General features: G+C 41.4%; 13 protein-coding genes. 5 read left to right on the top strand and 8 right to left on the bottom strand.

From position 1 onward, the window contains the following. Positions 1 to 23: 23 nt before the first annotated feature. Together ASV53_RS09475 and ASV53_RS09470 are read right to left on the bottom strand one after the other, a co-directional pair. Positions 24 to 848, bottom strand: coding sequence for a slipin family protein (locus ASV53_RS09475; RefSeq protein ID WP_094956918.1), 825 nt, complete (start codon positions 846 to 848; stop codon positions 24 to 26). Between the two features lie 4 nt (positions 849 to 852). Then, entirely contained in the window at positions 853 to 2292 is a 1440-nt protein-coding gene (locus ASV53_RS09470) for an NfeD family protein (protein ID WP_094956917.1), read from the bottom strand. Positions 2293 to 2531: 239 nt separating this feature from the next. Between ASV53_RS09470 and ASV53_RS09465 the strand changes: the two genes are divergently transcribed. Next, positions 2532 to 3635 (top strand): substrate-binding periplasmic protein, encoded by a 1104-nt coding sequence (locus ASV53_RS09465; RefSeq protein ID WP_094956916.1) that lies wholly within the window; start codon positions 2532 to 2534, stop codon positions 3633 to 3635. Between the two features lie 68 nt (positions 3636 to 3703). Here the strand turns inward: ASV53_RS09465 and viaA are convergent, their stop codons facing one another. Beyond that, positions 3704 to 5152: an ATPase RavA stimulator ViaA gene (gene viaA / locus ASV53_RS09460; protein WP_094956915.1), complete on the bottom strand. Its 1449-nt coding sequence runs from the start codon at positions 5150 to 5152 to the stop codon at positions 3704 to 3706. Between the two features lie 42 nt (positions 5153 to 5194). Beyond that, positions 5195 to 6844, bottom strand: coding sequence for an ATPase RavA domain-containing protein (locus ASV53_RS09455; RefSeq protein ID WP_094956914.1), 1650 nt, complete (start codon positions 6842 to 6844; stop codon positions 5195 to 5197). Positions 6845 to 7270: 426 nt separating this feature from the next. Here ASV53_RS09455 and ASV53_RS09450 point away from each other — a divergent pair, with 426 nt between their 5' ends. Further along, positions 7271 to 8152, top strand: coding sequence for a GGDEF domain-containing protein (locus ASV53_RS09450; protein WP_094956924.1), 882 nt, complete (start codon positions 7271 to 7273; stop codon positions 8150 to 8152). Between the two features lie 59 nt (positions 8153 to 8211). On the opposite strand, the gene ASV53_RS25435 is transcribed toward ASV53_RS09450, so the two are convergent. After that, complete coding sequence (locus ASV53_RS25435; protein ID WP_157072505.1) at positions 8212 to 8379, bottom strand: hypothetical protein; 168 nt, start codon at positions 8377 to 8379, stop codon at positions 8212 to 8214. A gap of 536 nt (positions 8380 to 8915) precedes the next feature. Here ASV53_RS25435 and ASV53_RS09445 point away from each other — a divergent pair. After that, complete coding sequence (locus ASV53_RS09445; protein ID WP_094956913.1) at positions 8916 to 9743, top strand: phosphate ABC transporter substrate-binding protein; 828 nt, start codon at positions 8916 to 8918, stop codon at positions 9741 to 9743. A gap of 136 nt (positions 9744 to 9879) precedes the next feature. Here the strand turns inward: ASV53_RS09445 and ASV53_RS09440 are convergent, their stop codons facing one another. Further along, a complete protein-coding gene (locus ASV53_RS09440; RefSeq protein WP_338091405.1) occupies positions 9880 to 10731 on the bottom strand; it encodes a sulfurtransferase in 852 nt (283 codons plus the stop codon). A gap of 135 nt (positions 10732 to 10866) precedes the next feature. Here ASV53_RS09440 and ASV53_RS09435 point away from each other — a divergent pair, with 135 nt between their 5' ends. After that, a complete protein-coding gene (locus ASV53_RS09435) occupies positions 10867 to 11907 on the top strand; it encodes a lipid A deacylase LpxR family protein (protein ID WP_094956911.1) in 1041 nt (346 codons plus the stop codon). A 110-nt stretch (positions 11908 to 12017) separates the two neighbouring features. On the opposite strand, the gene ASV53_RS09430 is transcribed toward ASV53_RS09435, so the two are convergent. Continuing rightward, a complete protein-coding gene (locus tag ASV53_RS09430; protein ID WP_094956910.1) occupies positions 12018 to 12842 on the bottom strand; it encodes a DUF5718 family protein in 825 nt (274 codons plus the stop codon). A gap of 246 nt (positions 12843 to 13088) precedes the next feature. Here ASV53_RS09430 and ASV53_RS09425 point away from each other — a divergent pair, with 246 nt between their 5' ends. Next, a complete protein-coding gene (locus ASV53_RS09425; RefSeq protein WP_094956909.1) occupies positions 13089 to 14231 on the top strand; it encodes a S1 family peptidase in 1143 nt (380 codons plus the stop codon). A gap of 67 nt (positions 14232 to 14298) precedes the next feature. Here ASV53_RS09425 and ASV53_RS09420 read toward each other — a convergent pair whose 3' ends face one another. Then, a complete protein-coding gene (locus ASV53_RS09420) occupies positions 14299 to 15651 on the bottom strand; it encodes a sigma-54-dependent transcriptional regulator (protein ID WP_062687671.1) in 1353 nt (450 codons plus the stop codon). Between the last annotated feature and the right edge of the window lie 151 nt (positions 15652 to 15802).

The following is a 15802-nucleotide window of genomic DNA, read 5'->3' as shown; positions in this document are numbered from 1 at the left end:
ATGGCTGTACTATCTCAGACACACTAGATACCCTTCCCTCCTTTCGAGTCAGTGTTATCTAAAGGCTGAGCTGATTGATTGCCTTTAAGCTGGGCGCTAATGTCCACCTTAGACGAGAATTTATCCACCAGATCTATTGGCATTGGGAAAATAATGGTCGAGGTACGATCATTGGCGATTTCCGTTAAAGTTTGCATATAACGAAGTTGTAATGCATTGGGCGATTGATTTAATACGTTCGCCGCTTCACTCAGCTTAGCCGATGCTTCTAGCTCACCTGTCGCGTGAATGACTTTCGCACGACGAGAACGCTCAGCTTCCGCTTGACGGGCTAATGCCCTTACCATGCTGTCATCTAAATCCACATGTTTAATTTCAACATTCGCGATTTTAATTCCCCAGTTATCAGTATGCTGATCGAGGATCCCTTGCAAGTCATTGTTCAACTCATCTCGTGCAGATAACAATTCATCAAGTTCATGCTGACCCAATACCGACCGCAACGTAGTTTGTGACAATTGGCTGGTTGCCTCTTGGTAATTTTCCACATTGTTAATTGCCATTTTGGGATCGACCACTCGGTAATAAACCACGGCATTTACTTTGACTGAGACGTTATCTCGTGTGATCAAATCTTGCGTCGGTACATCAAGCACGATTGTCCGTAAATCAACCCTCACTATTTGTTGAATCACTGGCACAATAATGATCAAACCAGGGCCTTTAACTTCATAAAATCGCCCCAATAAAAACACCACTGCCCGTTCATATTCTCGCAACACTTTGAACATACTGGCAATCAAAGCCACTACCAGCACAATGATGGTCGCTAACGAATAGGTAAACATGATCTTATTCCTTCTTAGTGCTTTCTACATCAAGCCATAACCCTGAAATACTCGTCACTATCACATGATCTCCCCGCTGATAATGACACCCAGAACGGGCTTGCCAAATTTCACCATCAACCATCACCTTTCCCTCACCAGGGAAACCACTAACAACGGTTGCAATTTGCCCTTGAAGAAGCTGAACACCCGTAGTGACAGGTCGGCGTCGCACTTTAAGTAGAAGTGCAATAATGACGAAAAAGAATAAAGCAGACACCACAGTTAAGCCCACAATCAAAGGAACCGCTATCTGATACCCGGGTGTTTCCGTGTCCATCAACATGACAGAACCCAACACAAAAGCGACAATCCCGCCTAACCCTAAAATGCCGAAGCTGGGGCTAAAGGTTTCTGCAATCATCAGTGCGATACCCAGTAATAGCAGCCCTAATCCTGCATAGCTCACTGGTAGTAATTGAAGTGAATACATGGCTAAAATTAGGCATATTCCCCCAAGTACACCAGGTAAACCAACACCGGGGTTATAAAATTCGAGTAATAAACCGTAGATGCCAATAAGCATCAAAATATAAGCGACATTCGGGTTAGTAATTACAGTCAGCAGTTTAAATCGCCAATCTTGCTGGCGTTCGACATAAGCGACATTGGATAGTGCCAATTCGACATCTACACCGTTCACAGCAACAATTCGTCCATTCGCTTGAGTGATTAATTGATCAATATTAGGCGCAATAAAATCAATGACGTTCTGCGCTAGTGCGCTCTCAGCATCTAAGCTAGCCGCCTCTCTGACCGCCTTTTCTGCCCACAGCTCATTACGGCCATGCAATTTAGCCAAGCTTTGAATATACGCAGCGGCATCATTCATCACTTTCTTCTCCATCGCCGTTTTTGCCGCTATTTTTTCGCTATCATTTTCCTTGTTTGATATAGGCTGTTCGGCAGCTGTTTGTTGGTCTGGAGATGATTCAGGGGGATTATCAGGAGGTTGTTCTGGCGATTGCGTTTCTTTTTTAGGTGCAAACGGATTATTCGTTTCACCATCTTTATCACGTTGTGGTCCACCAAGCGACACAGGGGTGGCAGCACCTAAATTAGTACCCGGTGCCATTGATGCGATATGACTAGCAAATAGTATGTATGTACCCGCACTAGCAGCGCGAGAGCCCGCGGGGCCCACCCACGTCGCAATAGGAATTGCCGAAGTAGTAATAGCTTTTATGATTTGACGCATGGATGTGTCGAGCCCACCAGGGGTATCCATTTTCAACACAATAAATTTCGCTTGCTGCTCTTGAGCAAGTGTTATTTCTCGAGAAACGTAATCACTAATTGCAGGTCCAATCCCACCTTTAATTTCAATCACCCACACATCATCGGCACGAGCCGAATGAGAAAAACAAAGTAAAACGATCCAAAAACATAGCAACAACCGTTTCATCTTATGCTCCTAGTCAGCCACAGGAACAAACACGAAGGGAGAATCTCTGTTCACCGGTGGAGCCGTTGTATCACCCTTTTTATTCGTATTGTATTTACGCGGCTTATATTAACCATATTAATAGTAAGGATAGACTAGCGCCTAAATCTCGGTATTAACATTCGTCGTTATCGTCTCACTGTTACACCAATCATTGTTCCTAATCACTTTTATACTTACGACATTCAACGGAGGTGACAATGAACGGTGCATATCCACGTTTGGCCACATATCTCATCGCATTAGCAATATTTCCACTTTTAATGGGCTCTATCATTACCTCAGCATATGCCAATACGCAGACTGTTAAAGTAGGTAGCTACGACTGTCCTCCGTTCGTGATTACAGATGAAAATGGCAACTATAGTGGGCTAAGTATATTTCTGTGGCAAAAAATGGCAGAAAGTCTTGATGTGAACTTTGAAATATCAAGCCATGAATTAAAAGAGCTTCTCGATGATGTAAGCACTGGCAATGTCGATATTGCGGTATCCTGCATCTCAATCACCGAAGAGCGAGAGCTCATCCTCGATTTCACGCACTCATTCTATGAAACATCACTCGCGATAGCCGTAAAAGAACAGGGGCACTTTACGACCCTGCTCAACATCATCACCAATAAAAAACTGTTATTTATATTAGGCGTTGTGTTCGCTGCTGCGGCTTTTGTGGGCGGAATTTATTACATGTTAGAACATAAGGTAAATGACAAACTGTATTCAATGCCATCACGTGCAGCTCGCTTATTAGAAGGGTTCTTATTAGGGTTACTCTTCATAACTAAAGGGCCCTTTAACTATTACGAGTTCAAGACATTAACTGGCCGCTTCATTACCGTATTACTTGCCATCACCACGACACTTTTTATTGCCAGTATTACCGCAATATTGGCCAGTACTTTTACGCTAGGATTATTAAGCAACGACATTAAAGGTCCAAATGATTTATCTAATCTAAAAGTTGGGGCTAAACTGGCTTCAACCTCGTCGATATATTTGACCAATCACAGTATTGTCCATAGGACTTATGAATCAACAGACGAAATGCTCACTGCATTAGACAGTCGTGAAGTCGATGCTATCGTTGCTGATAATGCGGTATTGAAATATCTCATCAAGAAATTCAAAGAAGAGGGTAACTATACAGACCTGTCTGTTTTACCTTACCAGTTTGAGAAGCAAAACTATGGTTTCGCGATTGGCGATAACAGCCCTTATGAAGAAGCGCTAAATCGTGCGCTGCTTAAAGTACGAAAAAGCCCAGAATGGAAACAAGCACTGAGTAAATACTTTGCAGAAAGATAAGATCTTCCGAAAATAAAAATCGACTAACAAGCCGATCTTTTTAGTTAATAACTTAGTCAAAACCCAGTTTAACGCCACTTCATTAAACGACTGAACTTTGATGGATGGTACGACCAACAATGATCAAATATATCCATCAATGCAGGGTTACCATATTTAGACAATGTTACGGCGTGAAAACGATTTCGACTCGCTTTCAATTTATCAATCCGACGTAGCATTTCTTCTGGTTGAGACGGCGCAATGAAATCAGACAGCACCACTAAGTCTGCATTTTTGTATTTCTCGCCACACATCAAATCAATAGACTGATCTAATACTGGCGACAAATCTGTCCCACCGTGGAATGAATATGATAAGAAATTTAGAACTTCGGTTAACCCATCTTGTTTAGTGAGTTCGTAAGTGATTTGTTGGGTTGAAAACATGATCACAAAACAATCACGATCTTCTGCCAATGCAATTTGTGTCAAACCGTAAGCTAATGCTTTGGCACATTGCTCTGGAAAGCCAGACATAGAGCCAGAGGCATCAATACACACAATGAACGGGCCTTTATCTTGCTCGACTTGCTTGCTCTGACGTTTGTACGCTTTCACTTTACGAAGCTTACGCTGCGTGCCCTGAACACGATAATTCATTAAGCGTTTATCAACCAAATGCTTGTAAAACACCACTTCTAATTCAGGGTAAGCCAAAAACATAGTTTCGTTAGGCAGTAGCTTCGATAAATCATCACTTTCATGCACACCGACAATGTCGTCAGACACATTATCGCTACACTCTTCAACCAGACGTAAATCTTCTGATCGTACTCTTTCTTTATTTGGATCGTCGACTTCGTTGGCCATACGACCCAGCTTTTCAGCAATCTCTTTTAAACCGTCGTTACGCTTAAGAAAGCGCGCCACAGATTTCATCGATTCAACATCAGTGCGCGTTAGCTTGGCTTTTGCCATATCCCATAAGCGACCAGCTTTTGTTTCATCACCAGCATCCGTTACCTGCTCCATTTGTTGCATGGTTTCAATGCGTTGGTATAGATCTGACAATAATTGCTCTTTGTGCTGCTCCAATTCTTCTAACTGAGCTTGCTTCAGCGTATCAATCAAATGCTGATGCCATTGGCTACAAAAGTAAGTTTGAAACATGGGATTATGTTTCGCATGTTCTTTCGTTACGAGTGACTTTGCCTTGAAATAAAACGTAGAGTGCCCTTCGAGCTGCTTCACTATGCCATCAGCTTCGGCAATAAAGTACTCTTCATTCCACTTAATAGCCTGCTCATAAAGGGTTATTTCTTGCTTGAAACGGTCTTCAATACTGACTTTAGTAATACGCTGTTGAACCTGACCACGCCATTTGATGATCTGGTTTTTCATGGCCATTTTAATACCAGGGTTCGCTTCTGCCGCCATGATCAATTGTGGACGCATGAGAAGCTCATGAATAGCAGAATCAACCATTCCGGATTCTGCCATCATCATTGCAAGGTTAATACTTTCAGATACTGGCATAAGTCAGGCTCCTCGTTACATGCATCAAGTATAAATGCTGATTTATGCGAAGTAGTCTGAAAGATGAGCAATTCGAAATGCACCTTTCTCAACTAAATGTTTCAATTCGGTCACTGAATCTGACGCGGTTGCAATACTATGTTCAATCAATTCAGGCAGTTCCGACTCCACAAAGTTATGCGGCAAGGCACCATGGAAAGAGCTGCGTGATTTTTTGATATTATGTTCTGCATCAACCACTTTTTCAGAGGCACGATCCAGCTCTTTCTGCCAACTGGATTTTTGAGTCGCACTAATCCCACGGGAACCAGCAATGCCCACTAACACCGCACGATTAGCGATATCTTTGATCACTAAACGTAAATTCGCATCAACTTCAAACTGTAATCGACAAAGATTGGTGTTCTTATTTACGAAACCATAGATGTCACATTGGCCAGCTTTGATTTTCTTTTCAAACTCATCGCCATCAACATATACCCAACGACCATCCCCTTTTTCTTGTTCAGACACAGATGGATTTTGTTGCAGCATCACCAATTTGATCATACGTGGATTATGATTCACGGTGTAACGCTTAGCGCCAGAGAAGTCGTATTTAAACCACTCTTTACGCATCATCGTTTCACGAGAAAATGACATGCTCAGTGCATCCGCAATTTCTTGATTAACGGAATCTAGAATGGCTTGTGCTTCATTGGCATCAGCTTGTGAGGTTTCTTGGTTAAACGCTTTTTGAGTCGCAAAATCACGAATGATATTACGCACGACATGGCGAGATTCAGGGCTATGCCATAAGCAATCTTGCAGTAATAACAGATCAAGTGGGCTAATTGCGCCACGACCATTAAAGAACGCACTCGCTTTTAACAGACGTACAGACTTTTTCCAGCGGCGGTCTGAAATATACAACTCACTGTCGTGAGCACTGCCTTCACCCGATTCAACTTTCTCTTCAATCATGCTTTTTAGCTGATAGATCTTTTCAAAGATAGTTTCATCCAGCACGACATTTTCTAAATGTGTTTGCCACTGCTGATATTCTTCGTCTTTAATCGTTAGGCTCGGATCGACTTCCTGAAGCGTCGTCTCGCCCATCAGCATGGCTTTGAAGTTTTGCTTTTCTTGAATGCGATTAACGAACACACGTACTAACATGCGATCGTAAAGTGCCTCTAACCCACTGTCTTCATCTGGTAGTTCATTGGATGCAGTGATCAGCAAGCGCATAGGAACAGGCAAAATATCCTGACCATTTTTAAAGGTACGTTCATTCACTACCGTTAGTAGCGTATTTAATATCGCAGGACCTGCTTTCCAGATTTCATCCAAAAAAACCACTTCAGCGGTTGGCAAGTATCCATCTACAAGACGTACATACTTACCGTTGTCTTTTAATTCCTGAATTGAAAGGGGGCCAAACACCTCTTCAGGTGTGGAAAAACGGGTCATCAGGTAATCAAAAAAACGGCTGTTATCGAATGCTTGAATTAAACGCTTGGCAATAAGGCTTTTTGCGATACCTGGCGGACCTAATAAGAAGGCACTTTCTCCAGCCAATGCAGCAAGCAAGCATAACTTAATGGTTTCTTCTCTTTCATAGACCCCATTGGATAGCGCTTTGATGAGCTTTTGAATACGCTCCGATACCAACGCACCATTAGGTGGTGTTGATTTAGCCATAGTTAACATATTGTCCGACCTCTATTGTTATGTCCTTGTGCCTATACTGCCTGCTGTAATGCACAACAATTCCTAGTCATTTCAAGAATAGACATAAACCACCAAATGTTACAGAGTTGTAAATTGAAATATTTTGTTACATACCTATATACCAAACACGACGTACACAATGTAGCTTGGAATCTATGTTTTCAGTTATGAGAGTTAAATCACAATCGGTATTGTTCCCTACATTTGCGTTTCAACAAAAACGTGCTCACTAATAAATCCTCAAGATATAAAACACTTAGGTGTCAGATTTAACACAAAAACATGCAATATATTCGTGTCAAAAAAGACTCGTATAGCGTTTATCAGTATTATTAATTTGCAGGCTTGTTCCACTTTATTAAGTTTGCGAAGATAGCGTGAGTTTTATAAAGTAAGCAGATGCATATGAACAAAGTCTCTCAACTCCCGACACGTTTAACTGTCGTCGTTTGTATCGGCGTACTGATCTCTGCTTTTGTCCCTTCCAGTGGTATGCTTGAAGTCATGACGTCGATAATGACGTTAGTACTAATTATTATACTATTAAGAGAAGATTTTGGCCGTGAAATGAAAGGCTGGCTCATGCTGGCTTTAGGCACTTATGCTATTGGTGTCATTGCTGACTTGCTAGATGAAGTGCCCGAATTGAATGACCATTGGCTAATAGAGAACTCTGATGATGTTTTCATGCATATCGGTGTTTTTCTGATGTGCCTTTGCTTTATTAAAATGCTACAGCAACGACAGAACTTAATTGCAAACTTAAACGCTCAAATTAAAAAATCCCATCGCTTAGAAGAAGAACTCAGCAAGCATGCATTTCAAGATGATTTAACACAACTAGAAAACCGCCGCGCTTTATTTCGTCGTTTCGATGCTATTGCTATTCAGCTTCAACGTGGCGTCTTAGCCTATATTGATATTGATAATTTCAAAAAAGTGAATGATCGCTTTGGTCATAAACGTGGGGATGAGTTGCTCATTGAAGTTGCCGCTATGCTTAGCTCCACCAGCCCTGAGGGTAGTAATATATATCGTATTGGCGGGGATGAATTTGTCGTATTACTACCAACTGACAATAATGAAGCGACTCATCAATGGGTTGAGCATTTATACCAGTCAACTAAAATGATGCGACAGAGCTTCGATATTGATTTGAGTATAGGTATTGTTCCCTATCATGCAGGCAACCTCTCTGATCCCGATAGTATATTGGCACATGCAGATAAAGAGATGTACAAGACAAAATCCAGTAAAAATCCAGCAATAGCACAGCATTTGGTGTGAATAAAATGGCATCACGTTATTGCTATAACAAAGTAAACCTAACTACAGACAAAAGCGAGTTATCGTCGCAATAACAGTTCAAGCTCTTCTTGGGTAATAATTTCGCTTACTTCTAACACTCGTTGTTGGCAATATGCCTGCTTCGATTGTAGATACAACGTCTTTAATTGATCATCATCTAATGCATCAATTTTCGACAATAATTCAGTAAATTCGATACTCTTCATCGTTTCCCCTGCCTATATTCTCAGCAATGCACACAGAGCTACAACACCCTGTCATCCACAAAACTAAATCATCATCACAACATCCATTCCCTTCAGGGATTCACTATCGCTGATAAGTTCCCTTTGAGAATGATACAACACTAACAACAAGTGCTAGCAGTTTCATATATAGCGTGTTGGCGCTCAATTGCAACAATGAGCATAATAAAGTGCGGGGTAACTCAATATTCGCTCAACAACTCCATAGATATGAACAAACCTCTCAATTACTATCAATACTCTATGAAGTAAAATCACACATTTGTATATTTTAAACCAAGCATGACGACTCAGCCTTTAATGCTAACGATCACCAGCGCACCTATCTCCACCCTTTTGGCCACGCCTGCATACTATTCACACCTAGCGCACGCTCTATTCAAGTCTTACCGCTTAAAGAATAAGTAAAAATCGAGACCATATTAACTTTCGTCTTCACATAAATGTCATATCTTCGTAATAAGATGTCGCAAATTAATTCAATATGGAGAAAGTCTATGTTCCCACGGGCTACCACTCTGCTAGCACTGTGTGCTGGTTTGGCATTCAACGCACAAGCAGAAACACTTACTGTGTCAGGTTCTACATCAGCAAGTCATATTGTTGAAGTGTTAGCTGAAACATACTCAGCAGAAAATAAGAACAGCCAGATTGCCGTACAAGGGATTGGATCGTCTGCGGGTATCACTGCGGTTAAACAAGATGTTGCAGAGCTAGGAATGAGCTCTCGCTACTTAACGGATGACGAAATCAGCTCAAAACTTAAAAGCGTGACTTTCGCCCATGATGGTATTGCTCTGGTCGTAAATAAAAACAACCCAGTCAAAAACCTGACGAAAGAACAAGTTTCTCAGATTTACCACGGCGAAATCACCAATTGGCAACAAGTTGGTGGCCCTGAACGAAAAATAGCGGTTGTTAGCCGTGAGAATGCTTCAGGCTCACGCTTCTCTTTTGAAGATTTCATCGGATTAACCAAAGACATAAAAGGTATCCGTGTCTCCGACATTAACCCACAAGCTATTGTTGTAAATACAAATGGCATGGTGAAAAGTTTAGTTTCTGGCAATCCAAATGCTATTGGTTACGTATCGCTTGGTTCGATTGATCAATCAATCAAAGCACTGTCTTTTGAAGGCGTATCGCCAACTATCGATAACCTAGAATCTGGTGAATATGAAATTTCGCGCCCTTTCCTCATGCTTTATAAAGAAAATGAACTGAAAAAAGACAAAAATGCCAAAGCCTTTGTTGATTACATCGTGTCACCAGAAGGTCAATCTATTATTGATGACGGGGGCTACCTTGCCTCACAAATTCAATAGTATAAACATGCTTTAGTGGCGGGTTGGCTTAATAAGCCAAATACGGTGCGCTCGTGTAGCAAACACGCAGCGCATCATATTAGATTTATACTCACTTTTCATGAAGAAATAGAGCACTTTGAAGATCCAAATAACCTCAATCTCCTTTAACGACAGGAAATTGTTCATCACTCCCCCATTCCGTCCAAGACCCATCATAAACTGCAATATGATTTCGCCCTGTTTGCTCAGCGCCGAGCGCTAAAATACACGCAGTGATCCCAGAACCACATGTAAAAATATACTGTTGCTCTTGTTTTCCTATTTTATCGAAATGGCGATTTAATCGCTCAATAGAGGCTAATTTTCCGTCAAACACTAACTTGGGAAATGGAAGGTTTTTTGCTCGTGGCATATGCCCACTGCGTACACCTTGACGAGGCTCGGCTTGTTTACCTGTAAATCGTTCCAAGGGCCTTGCATCGACAATGGTTACGGCTTCGTTGTCGAGATGATTCACCACATCTTGCGCACTAGCAACCCATTCTGGATGAAAAGTAGCGGTATACTTTGATGATGGGATATCAATGATTGGTTGCTCTGTTTCTATTGCGCCACCAGCCTTTTCCCATGCTGATAACCCACCATCTAATACAGCAACATTTTTGTGACCCATTGCTTTAAACATCCACCAAACCCGAGGTGCTGAGAATATTCCGTGGCTATCATAAACAATCAAGACGCTATCATTACAGATCCCAAGCTTTGCAACCTGTTGAGAAAAATACTCTGCTGTTGGCAACATATGAGGTAGCAATGAATCTTGTTCTTTTATCACATTATCGAAATCAAAAAATCTTGATCCTGGAATACGTTTACTTGCCCATTCCAGCTTCGGATTACGATCTGACCCCGGCATAAACCAACTAGCATCAAGTGTAATGATTGAGGGGTAGCTTATATGCTGGGTAAGCCAAGTGGCGGTAACAACTGACGAAGGTATATCCAAAATATGTCCTTTTATCTTTTCACGTTATTAGGCTGAATGTTAATTATAAATTTGGCTACGGTGTCCGTGTTTTAAGATAGCATATCGTATAAATTGCATTATACGGATATATGTTAAGTATCAATAAGGCTGTTGATGAGAATAAACAATAGAGTCCTAAATGGATTCAAATGCCTAACTTTAGCTACCACAATCCTCACGAGTCCAATAACACTTGGCGTAGAAGCCGTAAGTGCGCCCAAAACAAATACATATAGCAGTATTTCGTTCTCTATAGAAAATGACGGTATTGTTCAAACTGATCAAAACTACACCAACGGTATATTCCTTAGCTATAGCTCGGCGGTCACACGACAATTATCAGGTGATGCCCCACTACCTATCTCAACTATCGCAAGTTGGTTGCCTCTCGATAGCAATGCATGGCAAGGTTGGCGCCTTAATCTTGGCCAACAAATGTGGACGCCAAGCGATATCACTTATGAAGAGCCTCAACCCAATGAACGCCCCTATGCTGGCTTGCTATTCTTCGACATAGGAGTCTTTCAATACACAGAAAGTAAAGCTGACAAGTTAACCTTTCGTTTCGGAACCGTAGGGCCAAATTCGTTGGCTGAAAACGCGCAAGTGCTGGTTCACTATTTAACGCCATCGACAGAACCGCAAGGCTGGGAGTATCAAATAGAGAATCAAATCATTGCTAATCTAAACTATGAAGGCCATCGCTTACTTAGCCGTAACCCATCAATAAATGATAAATCTTGGGAATGGAGTGCTATTGGTCGGATCGATGCTGGTAACTATCGCAGTGAAGCGGCGATTGGCAGTATATTGCGCTGGGGAAACCAACTTTCCGAGACTTTTGGTTCAGCAGGATTCACACCCAATCAAATTACAGATATTAGCTTACTGTCTGCTAGCCGTTCTGGCTATTTCTTGTATGCCGGTATCGAAGGGCGTTACCGCTTTAACGACATTACGATTGAAGGTGATAAACCAGCAGAGGTGTACGATGTAAGCTTACAGCATTGGCAAGCGACGGCTGTTGCAGGGGCTGTTTTATACCGTTCTAATTGGGGGTTCAGTTTAAGTATGGCCGCTAAAACGAAAAACTATAAAGAAGATACTCTCGACGTTAATGCGTATGGTGCCTTTAAAGTCTTTTACCGTTATTGATTGTCTCCCAGCCCCGTACACTTCTTGTGGTCCTATTCATAAATCAAAGCTCTGTCTATTAACAATAGGTAACTGACCTCATTAGACAGAGCTTCGCTTTACACCAAAAACTACGCTACGTTCTGAACGAGTGCTGATATACCTTCGCTGGCAAAGTTATTATCTTTCGCCATATCTGCAATCTCGTCTTCTTGATATTTTTTACCATCATATACCACGACAATACTGGTATCACCCGACTGCAAGAAGTGTGTTTCACCATATTCGGTATAACGAGTAGCACCAATACTGATCAATGCTTGTGTTGGGTATTCTGCATGCGCTAATAATTGTGCAATATTTTCGGTAGGACCAACATCTTGCTGATTATTCATGCGGTCAACAATCCAATCAAGCAGGCGTTGATGGAAATAGCTGTAACCAATTACAGGGCTATCTTCTCCATAGCGGGCAGTAATACCATCACGCTGATGAAAACTCGCAATACGGTAATCATCTAGCACACCGCCCTCGGTTAAATAGTCAAGATCAAATAACTCAGTAGCGATACCTTTGGTGTCCGCTCCCCAGTTTTTCTTTTCACTGATCTTCTTGGCGTTAGGCTTACGAATAGAGCAGTCGTTATATGCAGCAAACTTTACTGGCTTCAAACCAGTAACTTGTGTTCCGTTATATTCAATATCACACAAAAGAACGACTTCAGGTTCAATTTGTAAATTATCCGCATCATTCGGTGGCACTATCGTATCTGACGACAAAGGATACACGGCAAGAAAACCCGCCTTCGCTGAAGGTACATAAAAGGGGAAAATAGCTTTAGGTTGAATAGCTTCTTGTACTTCAACAGCCAAAAAATCCTTCGCTTCACCTGCTTGCTCTAAATGCCCAGCAAAGTTACCTGCTACACCAAACCCAATTACATTTCTAAATGCCATAACTTCAAACCTAACTTCATAATAAGAAATACTTCCCTATAGTAACGAGCAACACAACCAGATTCGATAGCTAGTCATCGCTAATTTGTTTTCGATCAGTTAACAGCCGCAAGCAACTTATATTCTAATTGGTAATCATTACTATTGGTGATAATCGTCACATTTACTTAACGCCCCATATCTACAGCACAAAAATGCCTGTATATTGCACCCATAGTATAAAAACACCGTACATTAAGGTGACAAATGAAAAAGACAAAAACCATTATCGCAACACTATGTTTGCTAGGCTCCACAGCTACTTTTGCTGGCCAAGAAACAGCAGTAAACATTGATCCAGACTCGTCATTATCATCAGTACAACCGCGAGTAATGAATGGCGAAGCAGCCGCTCATGATCTACTACCGTGGCAAGTTATGGTATTTGGCCAAACAACCGGCACCATGTGTGGCGGTTCAATCATCTCAGAGCATTGGATTGTCACAGCAGCACACTGCACATTTAAAATGGATGCTGGTAATAAAGTTATTATGCTGCAAAAAGGTGATTATATCTTTGCAGGCACCACTAACCCGCATCTTTTCGGTGGCTACCTTGACAAAAATAAGGGTACATTGATTGAAGAAGTCATCACTCACCAAGGTTACAACCCCGAAATTCAAGCAACACGATTTGATAACGACATTGCATTAATTCGTGTAAATGAATCGCTATACGCACGTGGTGGTAAAGCCATTAAAATTGCCAGCTTTAATCAACCTAACCTTGCAACAGCAGAACAAACACAAGCTGACCAACAATTTGGCAATACTTACGTCAAAGGTCAGGATTCTCAGGCAACACTTATTGCTTCTGGTTGGGGACACCTCGGTACGCAAAACAAAACATCAGATACTCTTCAAGTTGTAAAACTTGCTGGTATTCCAGATAGCCAATGTGATAGCTCTCCGTATAAAGGTGATTACTTTGTCTGTGCTGATTCAAACCGTGCTTCTGTGAAAAAAGATGTATGTCGTGGTGATTCAGGCGGCCCTCTGATTTGGCAAAACCCGGCTAATGTAAATGATGCAGATAAAGGTTTACGCTTGGTTGGTGCAACAAGTAATGGTCCATTATGTAGTGCCAAAAATGATGGACTAACAGATGGGGATGGCTTATATACTCAAGTGTCTTACTACCGCCAGTGGATTGAAGGAAAAACCGGCCTAGATTTAGATGCGATTCCTATGGCTAACTATAAGTATGACCCTTTCAAGGTGGTGAAAGATGTACCACCGAAGCAACCTAAACAGCCGGATTCAGACTCTAGCGGTGGCGGTGGCGGTTCAGTACCACTATTGAGCCTAGTTGCCTTAGGTCTATTCGGCTGGCTTCGCCGTAACAAATAGCACCTAGCATCGAAAAAATCCAGCCACTAGGCTGGATTTTTACTTATTCAACTAATTAACAGCAAATTTACTCACGCATAAAACTGCTATTGTAGTGCCTTACATCTGGAACGATGTTGTGTTTGTTGAGCAAGCGATACATAGTTGCACGCGATACGCCTAAATCCTTCGCCGCTGATGCCACTTGACCACGGTGCGTTTCCAGCACTGCCACCAAAACATCTTTTTCAGCTTCGTCTTTAATATTGCGTAAACTCTGCTTTAGGTTTGCTTTACTCGGTAAATCAAAGTGCTCTGCTCTTACTTCATTACCTTCTGCCAGTAATGCTGCTCGTTTCACTTGATTTATCAGCTCACGCACATTGCCCGGCCAGCTATAACGTAACAGCAGCTGTTTCGAGTCTTCTGAAAAAGTTGATGCCATGGTGCTATATTCTGTTGCAAACTTGGCTAAGAACTTTTCTGCCAACATAAAAATATCCGAACCACGCTCACGCAACGTTGGTACTTTTATATGGAATACATTAAGTCGATAAAACAACTCTTTACTAAACTCACCATTTAACACCGCATTTTCAAGATCAGAACTTGATGAAGCAACAATGCGAATATCGCAGTGGGAATCATCCTCAAGGGTATCGTTCGCGGGTGCTTGTAGGTAGTTCAACAGCTCGTCTTGAAGTTCTTTCGATAACTCTTCAACGTTATCAAGCAAAATGGTACCAGTCGCCCTCAGCTCACCATCATCTTGTAGCTCGGATGTTGAGCTTCTTAAAAATGCCACTTTCTCATCATCCTTTGATAAAGAACCGCAGTTAACGGTTACAAAAGAAGCATTTTTACGTTTAGATAGATCATGAATAGATTTAGCAATCAGCTCTTTACCCGTTCCATTTTCACCTGTTAAAAAGACATTTACATCAGTTGAAGCAACTCTGCGTACCATATCTCTTAACTGTTTAATAGATTTAGATTCCCCAAATAAACCCATATCATGTTGCGATGTAATTTCCACCCAAGAGCTGGCCTCTATCTCCAGCATCCCAAGTTGATGCCCTACTGTTTCAAGTAAGTGGTTACTCGGAATTGGCACTGAAAAATAGTCGACGCAAAAGTTATTAATAAATTGGCATATAGCGTCAGTTTGCAGCTGCTCTTTTTTAATAACAGCGATCCATTTTACATGCTTGGTTTTATTTGCCCTCAAAGCAATGCTATTCAAGCTAAAATCATTATTGCTTAAATCAACAATACAAATACATGGGCTGTACTCATCCAAGATTGAGTCAGCCGTGCGTAGGTCGTAACAACAGTGTGTTTTCCAGCCTGATTGTTCTAAAAGCGCAATCCAAGGTTCATAGTTACATCCAATTGCAACTAAGCGACCATTAAAAGATTTATTTTGACATTGAGCCACCATCGAAGTCACCTTCTATTTCAATGTGCATTTTTTATAATGTATTAAAAATATAGGTGAGAAATGATAAGTTTGCAGGGTATCAGATATAAGAAAGGTCTCAAAGAGTTCAAAAATAACATATACATAAAATCATTTAAGATAAGTTCATTTC

Source organism: Photobacterium sanguinicancri (genome assembly GCF_002265265.1).
GTDB lineage: Bacteria > Pseudomonadota > Gammaproteobacteria > Enterobacterales > Vibrionaceae > Photobacterium > Photobacterium sanguinicancri.
The sequence above is the reverse complement of the archived record's forward strand: the minus strand, read 5'-3'. Positions and strand labels throughout refer to the sequence as shown.

Excerpts from the sequence above, each read along its gene's own strand:
- ASV53_RS09475 (WP_094956918.1), bottom strand. The coding sequence starts at position 848 with ATGTTTACCTATTCGTTAGCGACCATCATTGTGCTGGTAGTGGCTTTG.
- ASV53_RS09470 (WP_094956917.1), bottom strand. The coding sequence starts at position 2,292 with ATGAAACGGTTGTTGCTATGTTTTTGGATCGTTTTACTTTGTTTTTCT.
- ASV53_RS09465 (WP_094956916.1), top strand. The coding sequence starts at position 2,532 with ATGAACGGTGCATATCCACGTTTGGCCACATATCTCATCGCATTAGCA.
- viaA (WP_094956915.1), bottom strand. The coding sequence starts at position 5,152 with ATGCCAGTATCTGAAAGTATTAACCTTGCAATGATGATGGCAGAATCC.
- ASV53_RS09455 (WP_094956914.1), bottom strand. The coding sequence starts at position 6,844 with ATGTTAACTATGGCTAAATCAACACCACCTAATGGTGCGTTGGTATCG.
- ASV53_RS09450 (WP_094956924.1), top strand. The coding sequence starts at position 7,271 with ATGAACAAAGTCTCTCAACTCCCGACACGTTTAACTGTCGTCGTTTGT.
- ASV53_RS25435 (WP_157072505.1), bottom strand. The coding sequence starts at position 8,379 with ATGAAGAGTATCGAATTTACTGAATTATTGTCGAAAATTGATGCATTA.
- ASV53_RS09445 (WP_094956913.1), top strand. The coding sequence starts at position 8,916 with ATGTTCCCACGGGCTACCACTCTGCTAGCACTGTGTGCTGGTTTGGCA.
- ASV53_RS09435 (WP_094956911.1), top strand. The coding sequence starts at position 10,867 with ATGAGAATAAACAATAGAGTCCTAAATGGATTCAAATGCCTAACTTTA.
- ASV53_RS09430 (WP_094956910.1), bottom strand. The coding sequence starts at position 12,842 with ATGGCATTTAGAAATGTAATTGGGTTTGGTGTAGCAGGTAACTTTGCT.
- ASV53_RS09425 (WP_094956909.1), top strand. The coding sequence starts at position 13,089 with ATGAAAAAGACAAAAACCATTATCGCAACACTATGTTTGCTAGGCTCC.
- ASV53_RS09420 (WP_062687671.1), bottom strand. The coding sequence starts at position 15,651 with ATGGTGGCTCAATGTCAAAATAAATCTTTTAATGGTCGCTTAGTTGCA.